The organism is uncultured Candidatus Pelagibacter sp. (genome assembly GCF_943788075.1).
Taxonomy (GTDB): domain Bacteria; phylum Pseudomonadota; class Alphaproteobacteria; order Pelagibacterales; family Pelagibacteraceae; genus Pelagibacter.
The window spans coordinates 21,409-27,408 of the sequence record NZ_CALSOW010000007.1; the positions used below are offsets into that span (position 1 = coordinate 21,409).

The following is a 6,000-nucleotide window of genomic DNA, read 5'->3' on the forward strand; positions in this document are numbered from 1 at the left end:
TTAATAGTATTGTTTTGGGAAAAAATTACTGAATATGTTGAAAAAAGGTTCAATATTAAGCTAAATTACATTGTTGTTAGCTCAATTATTGTTGCTATTGCAATTATCCTTTTGCTCCTTAATTACTAGTTTCTATGAGCAGATTTGACTTTTCAAACTATAAATTAGATGAGGCAGATGGTGTTTTTACATTTAAAAATGAAAATACAACACTAGGTTTTGTCAGATTTAATGACCAGGGTGAAGTGGAATACATTTTTGTTAACCCAATTTTTAGAAAAAAGGGAATTGCTAAAAAACTGTTAAATCTTGTTAAAGATAAAACAGGCAAATTGCCAATACCACAAGATCCAATTAGCCCTTTAGGAAAAAAATTATTTAAAATAATATAAAACTATCAAAGATTGGTGTAATTAAAGTTTTATTAATTTAATTTATATATGAGTTTAAAAACATCTTATTCATCCCTTAAAGACAAAGTAGTTTTTGTACTGGGTGGTTCAACAGGCATTGGGGCAACATTAGTAGAAGAGTTTGCAAAACAAGGATCTAAAGTTGCTTTTGTTGGAAGAAATGAAGAAGCATCAAATGAATTAATTGAAAGTTTAAAGGAATGTAGTTTTGTTCCTAAATTTTATAAATGTGATATCACAGATACAAATTCTCTAGAAAATATAATTGCTGAAGTTATCAAATCTATAGGTGACATAAGCGTACTTTTAAATAATGCTGCAAATGATGAGCGACATGAATTTTTAGAGACTACCCATGAGTATTTTGATTGGGAGTATCAAACCAATTTAAAGCCACATGTGTTTACAGCGAAAGCCGTAATAAAAAGTATGATTAAGTTAGGTGGTGGATCAGTTATTAATGTAGGATCTATTGGATGGATGAGAAAAAATGAAAAAACAATTCTTTATGGTGTTTTCAAATCCTCTTTACATGGATTAACTCATGGACTTGCAAAACGATTTGGTAAAGATAGAATTAGAGTAAACACACTTGTCCCGGGCTGGACAATGACTAAAAAGCAAATTGAAGTTCATCTTGATGAAGAAGGAGAGAAAAAAATTAAAGAAGGACAATGTTTGCCTGATAAAGTTTTACCTGAAGACATAGCTAATGCTGCATTATTTTTAGCATCAGATGATAGTAAGATGATTACCTCACAAGATATCGTTGTTGACGGTGGCTGGACATAATCCACTAAACAAACACATAAATGGATATAAATTTATTATTTTTCTTTACAGTTGTTCCTGCAATTCTTTTATTTGGTATTGCTAAATCTGGTTTAGGAGGATCTATTGCTTTAATTTCAATTCCATTAATGACTGTGGCGATGCCACTAACACAAGCATTAGGGATTATTTTACCAATATTAATCTTCTCTGATTTTATAGCTACTTATAAATATAGAAAAGAATTTGATTTTGGTACTTTAAAGTTAATGGTTCCTTTTGCGGGTTTGGGAATAATAATAGGTTCATTGACTTTTTCATATTTTTCTGAAGATTTATTAAAATTTATTGTTGGTTTGATGGGCTTTCTTTTTGCAGGACATTATTTTTTTTTTAAGAAAAATAAGGAAGAAAAATCCCAAAAAAATTCACTAAAAGGAAGTATCTGCTCAACAATTGCTGGTTTTACGAGTTTTTGCGTTCATGCTGGTGGAACACCCGACTAGTCTTTATTTGCTTCCCCTTAGAATGAAAAAAGAAATTTATGTTGGCACACGAATATTTTTTTTTACGCTTCGTAAATTTAATCAAACTTCCGCTCTATATTAATCTATCTATGACCAATTTGGAATCCTTTAAGCAGTCACGTACTATTATTTCCAGTTGCTTTATTGGGTATTTTAATTGGTTATCAGATTACTTAAAATTATTGAAGAAAAATTATTCTACAATATCTTATATATGCGTTAATTTTTGTTACGAGCACAAAGCTTTTGTATGATTATCTGATATGATTTATTTACAAACCTTTAAGTGTTTAGCTAAATGTTAAAATAAACTTAGTTACAGATATGAATAAAACATTTCAATCCTAGAATTAAAGCAAGACTAAGAAAAAATAGACAAGTTTTAAGTAAGAATATTGATAACTTTTTTGGTTGGGTTAAAGGTGCTAAGCTTGTTGAGCTTAAAGAGTGCAATACCCAAGAGGATCCTGTTCGTCCTGAATTAGATAATAAATTTAGAACTGGATATGGTAGAAAAATATATGGTGTTGAATACCTAGGTGAAATTCATGCTGTTATGTGTTTTGCTTACACCAATGAAATTCCTAAAAGTGTTGATGAACTTGAAAAATTAAGCACTGATGCTTTTTTACAGAGTGCGATGAGAGATCAAAGTGGTGGTCAAATTGCAATTGCCTATACAGTTTGGTCTAAGAAAAAGGGTGGGGGTAAGTTAATAGTCAAAGAGGTATTTAAAAAAATCAAAAAATCAAATCATCTAAATAGATTGGTTACCCTTTCACCATTAACTGACATGGCAACAAAATTTCATACGAGAAATGGTGCTAAATTGATACAGATAAATGAAAAAACTCAAAATTTTGAGTATAAAGTAATCTAAATATATGAAATTTCTTAAATTAAATTTTCTTATATTTTGTACTTTATTAATTTTACCCTACTCTATGATCATGGCTAATGAGGAAGCAAAATATGAAGTTATTATAAAAAATGAATTATATGAGATTAGAAAATATCTAAATCGTTTAGCAGTAGAAACATCTAGAGCTGGAATAGATAGCAATTTTAGAAAACTATTTAATTACATATCTGGTAGGAACGACACTCAAGAAAAAATAGCTATGACTACACCAGTTACTCAAGTTGAAAAAAATGGGAGTATGACAATGCAGTTTTATTTACCTTCAAAATTCAATTCAGATACTGTTCCAAAGCCAAGTAGCACAGATGTAAGTATAGTTAATATTGAAGGAGGGTATTATGCCGTTATTAGGTATTCTGGTAGAGCTTCTGATAGTAATTTTACAAAACATAAAGAAATTTTAGAAAAAGAACTAAAGATCAATAATGTAACAATTATAAGTGCACCCATTAGAGCAACATATGATAGCCCTTTTACACTACCAATGAACAGAAGAAATGAAGCAATGTTTAAAGTAGATTACCAACAATGAAATCAAAATATAAAGCTATGGTTTTATCTTGTATAGATCCAAGATTTCAACTCCCTGTTTTTAAGTTTATAAAAAAAAGAATTTAGTTAGTAAACATAGTTCTTTTACAATAGCAGGTGCTGCTGTGGGAGTTACCCATTCTAAATTTAAAAAATGGCACCAGACCTTTTTAGATAATCTTAAAACTTCTATTAATTTACATAAAATTAAAAAATTAATAGTGGTTAATCACGAGGATTGTGGAGCTATTAAATTAGCTGAAAATAAAAAGGAGTTCATTGAAGATGAAATTCACAAAAATTCATTTCAAAAACTTAAAAAAATAGTTATCAAAAAATTTCCAAAATTAAAATTAGAGTTTTATATAATTAAATTAAATCAAAAAATTTTAAGGGTTCGCTCTTTAAGATAAGTCCTAAAGAGCTCCCTTATTTAGCCTCTTTGGCTTTTAAATCCGTTTGGATTTTTTTAGTTTGTTTTATGGATTGTTTTTTCAGCTAAGTATCAGGTGGTGTAAGTTTTAACATAATGACCTCCTTGTTATAAAGGTAATTATTAATAAACTTATTTCAATTAATTTTTTTAATTTAAATGTAAATATACTTCTTGAATACAACCTACCGCTTTAGTAGATTCCCGATAACTTAATTAATTCCTCTTAAATTATTTTTTATCAATTAATTCACTAATAAAATTTTCGCCATAACCATCATCTACAGCTTTTTGAAAATAATTTTTATTATCTTCTGCAATTTTTTCAGCTTCTGGAAAATCTTTTAATAGATCTTGAATGTAAGTTAAGTCTTTTACAGAATTAGTTGCTGTAAACTTAAATCCCTTAAAATCTCCCTCTAGCAAAGCATCAAAAACTCTAATAAGTGCAGCTGAATTTCCAGAGCCAAGTTTTGCTACATCAAATAATTTTTTTAAATCTAAATCAAATTTTTTAGCTGCTTTTGCCATATGATTTATTAAAGCAGCATTTCCCAGTGTTAAAAAATTGTTTAATAGCTTTGATTTTGCACCCATTCCAACAGGACCGAAATGAAAATAATTTTTACAAAAAAGTTTTAAAATTGGTTCTGCTAATTTAAAGTTATCATTGGTTGCACCAACAATACCGCCCAAGACACCTTCTTCTGCTTGAACAGGACCACCCATTACAGGGCACTCTATATAATTAATGTTTTTAGATTGATAAATTTTTTCTGTTTCAATTGATCCTGTTTTATTGTGAGTTGTAATATCAATTATTAAAGTTTTTTTATCTAAAATATTTGCTAGCTTTAAAGCTATCTCTTTTGCAATAGGGGTGTTAGTTACACATTTAACTAAAACGTTTAGTTGTTTTTCTTTAAATTCTTCTATGGTTTTTACTTCGTTTGCGCCTTTGCTCACAATTTTTTCAATTGGTTTTCTATTTTTATTAGCAATTACAAATAAGTTATTATTTTTTTCTAAGATATTTTTAGCTATTCCATAGCCCATGTATCCTACACCGATAAAGCCTACATTACTCATATAATGAAGTTTACATGATAAATGAATATGTATAAAGTTTATTTATGAAATACTTATGTGCATTAAGAGATTTGTTAATAAGTCTTGTTACATCAACTATTATTATCTATGCAATAAATATTATTGCTGGTTTTGGTGGAGCAGACTATGTGTTTAGTCATGGAGAAACTTTTATCGTTTGGATTTTGATGGCAATATTAGTTAATAATTGTTTAAAAAAATAAATTAGATATTAAATTTTCTTTTTAGATGTCTTAGTTTTCCTTCGGTACTGTCATAATCGATATAACATCCTTGCAAAAATCTATTTCCTTCTTTTACCTCGTATGATGTTCTTCCATGAAGCAGTCTATAATTATCCATCATCATTAAATCTTTTGGAGCAAGTTTAAACTCTATTCTGTATTTTGCTGAGTTATACATTTCAGATAATCTTTTACGAGCCTTATAATATAGATCTAATTTTTCCTTATCTAACATTGGTACATAATCTAGTCTTGGACTAAATCTAACTTGTTTAAAATTTTTATCATTATCAAGTTTAATCAATTCTGACCAATCTTCTAAAACCACATCCTTATCAATAAATTTAAATCTTACTTTGACTTCAGATAAAATTTTATAAAATTCTAGATTTTCTTTTTTTAAATCCTCAGTCACAGTAAAACCATCTACCAATGTAGATAACCCACCTGTTACCTCACTTTCAATACAATGAAGTAGTTGTATACATGGAACAGGGTTTCGGTAAGGATTATCAGTATGAGGTGATAGTCCTAAAGAAGTGTATGCTAGATCATTTGGATCTGGCTTTGATTTAACATCAAAAAATTCACCAAAATTTGTTCTTCTTACACTTCCTATTGAATTAGCAAATTTTACAATGAAATTATTCTCTACTGGCATATTTTTGATTATTACAAATCCATATTTGTAGAAAGAAACAAGTAGTTCATACATTTCTTTACTATCAAAAAAGTCACCTTGGTATTTGAAATTTTTTATATTTTCTAATGTTGAATTCCATTTAATTTTAGGAATAGATTTTATAACTGTATCCTCGTTAGAAAACTCTAAAGTAAGTTTATCAATGTTTAATTTAGATTTAACGCCATCGTTAAAGTTAATTTCAAGAAATTTTTCATTAATAATAGCGGTATTAATTGATATTTCGTTGTTTAAGGTTGTTGGATCAAATAGCCGTTGTTGAGTGCCTTTGTCTAAAAATTCCTCACCATCAACTCTTTCTCTTAACCAAAAAGGGTGTATTTCTTTTTTGACTGAACCGTTATTGAAGTAAATTTTATTTTCATC

At 28.4% G+C, this 6,000-nt stretch carries 9 protein-coding genes; 7 read left to right on the forward strand and 2 right to left on the reverse strand.

The genetic code is table 11. The annotated features are described in order from the left end of the window. Positions 1-134: 134 nt before the first annotated feature. From Q0X98_RS07175 to Q0X98_RS07200, 6 genes are all read left to right on the forward strand, one after another. On the forward strand, positions 135-392 hold the full coding sequence (locus Q0X98_RS07175) for a GNAT family N-acetyltransferase (RefSeq protein WP_297682509.1): 258 nt from the start codon (positions 135-137) through the stop codon (positions 390-392). Between the two features lie 48 nt (positions 393-440). After that, positions 441-1,205 carry an SDR family oxidoreductase gene (locus Q0X98_RS07180; RefSeq protein ID WP_297682511.1) on the forward strand — a complete coding sequence of 255 codons (765 nt, stop codon included), beginning with the start codon at positions 441-443 and terminating at the stop codon, positions 1,203-1,205. Between the two features lie 20 nt (positions 1,206-1,225). Continuing rightward, a complete protein-coding gene (locus Q0X98_RS07185) occupies positions 1,226-1,690 on the forward strand; it encodes a sulfite exporter TauE/SafE family protein (RefSeq protein ID WP_297682513.1) in 465 nt (154 codons plus the stop codon). Positions 1,691-2,267: 577 nt separating this feature from the next. Then, positions 2,268-2,591 (forward strand): hypothetical protein, encoded by a 324-nt coding sequence (locus Q0X98_RS07190; RefSeq protein WP_297682515.1) that lies wholly within the window; start codon positions 2,268-2,270, stop codon positions 2,589-2,591. A 4-nt stretch (positions 2,592-2,595) separates the two neighbouring features. Next, positions 2,596-3,165 (forward strand): heme-binding protein, encoded by a 570-nt coding sequence (locus Q0X98_RS07195; protein WP_297682517.1) that lies wholly within the window; start codon positions 2,596-2,598, stop codon positions 3,163-3,165. A 124-nt stretch (positions 3,166-3,289) separates the two neighbouring features. Further along, a complete protein-coding gene (locus Q0X98_RS07200) occupies positions 3,290-3,577 on the forward strand; it encodes a carbonic anhydrase (protein WP_297682519.1) in 288 nt (95 codons plus the stop codon). Between the two features lie 251 nt (positions 3,578-3,828). Here the strand turns inward: Q0X98_RS07200 and Q0X98_RS07205 are convergent, their stop codons facing one another. Continuing rightward, on the reverse strand, positions 3,829-4,686 hold the full coding sequence (locus Q0X98_RS07205; protein WP_297682521.1) for an NAD(P)-dependent oxidoreductase: 858 nt from the start codon (positions 4,684-4,686) through the stop codon (positions 3,829-3,831). A 44-nt stretch (positions 4,687-4,730) separates the two neighbouring features. Between Q0X98_RS07205 and Q0X98_RS07210 the strand changes: the two genes are divergently transcribed. After that, complete coding sequence (locus Q0X98_RS07210; protein ID WP_297682523.1) at positions 4,731-4,910, forward strand: hypothetical protein; 180 nt, start codon at positions 4,731-4,733, stop codon at positions 4,908-4,910. 1 nt (position 4,911) lies between these two features. On the opposite strand, the gene Q0X98_RS07215 is transcribed toward Q0X98_RS07210, so the two are convergent. Then, positions 4,912-6,000: TauD/TfdA family dioxygenase (locus tag Q0X98_RS07215; protein WP_297682525.1), on the reverse strand; the 1,089-nt coding region annotated here is incomplete at its 5' end.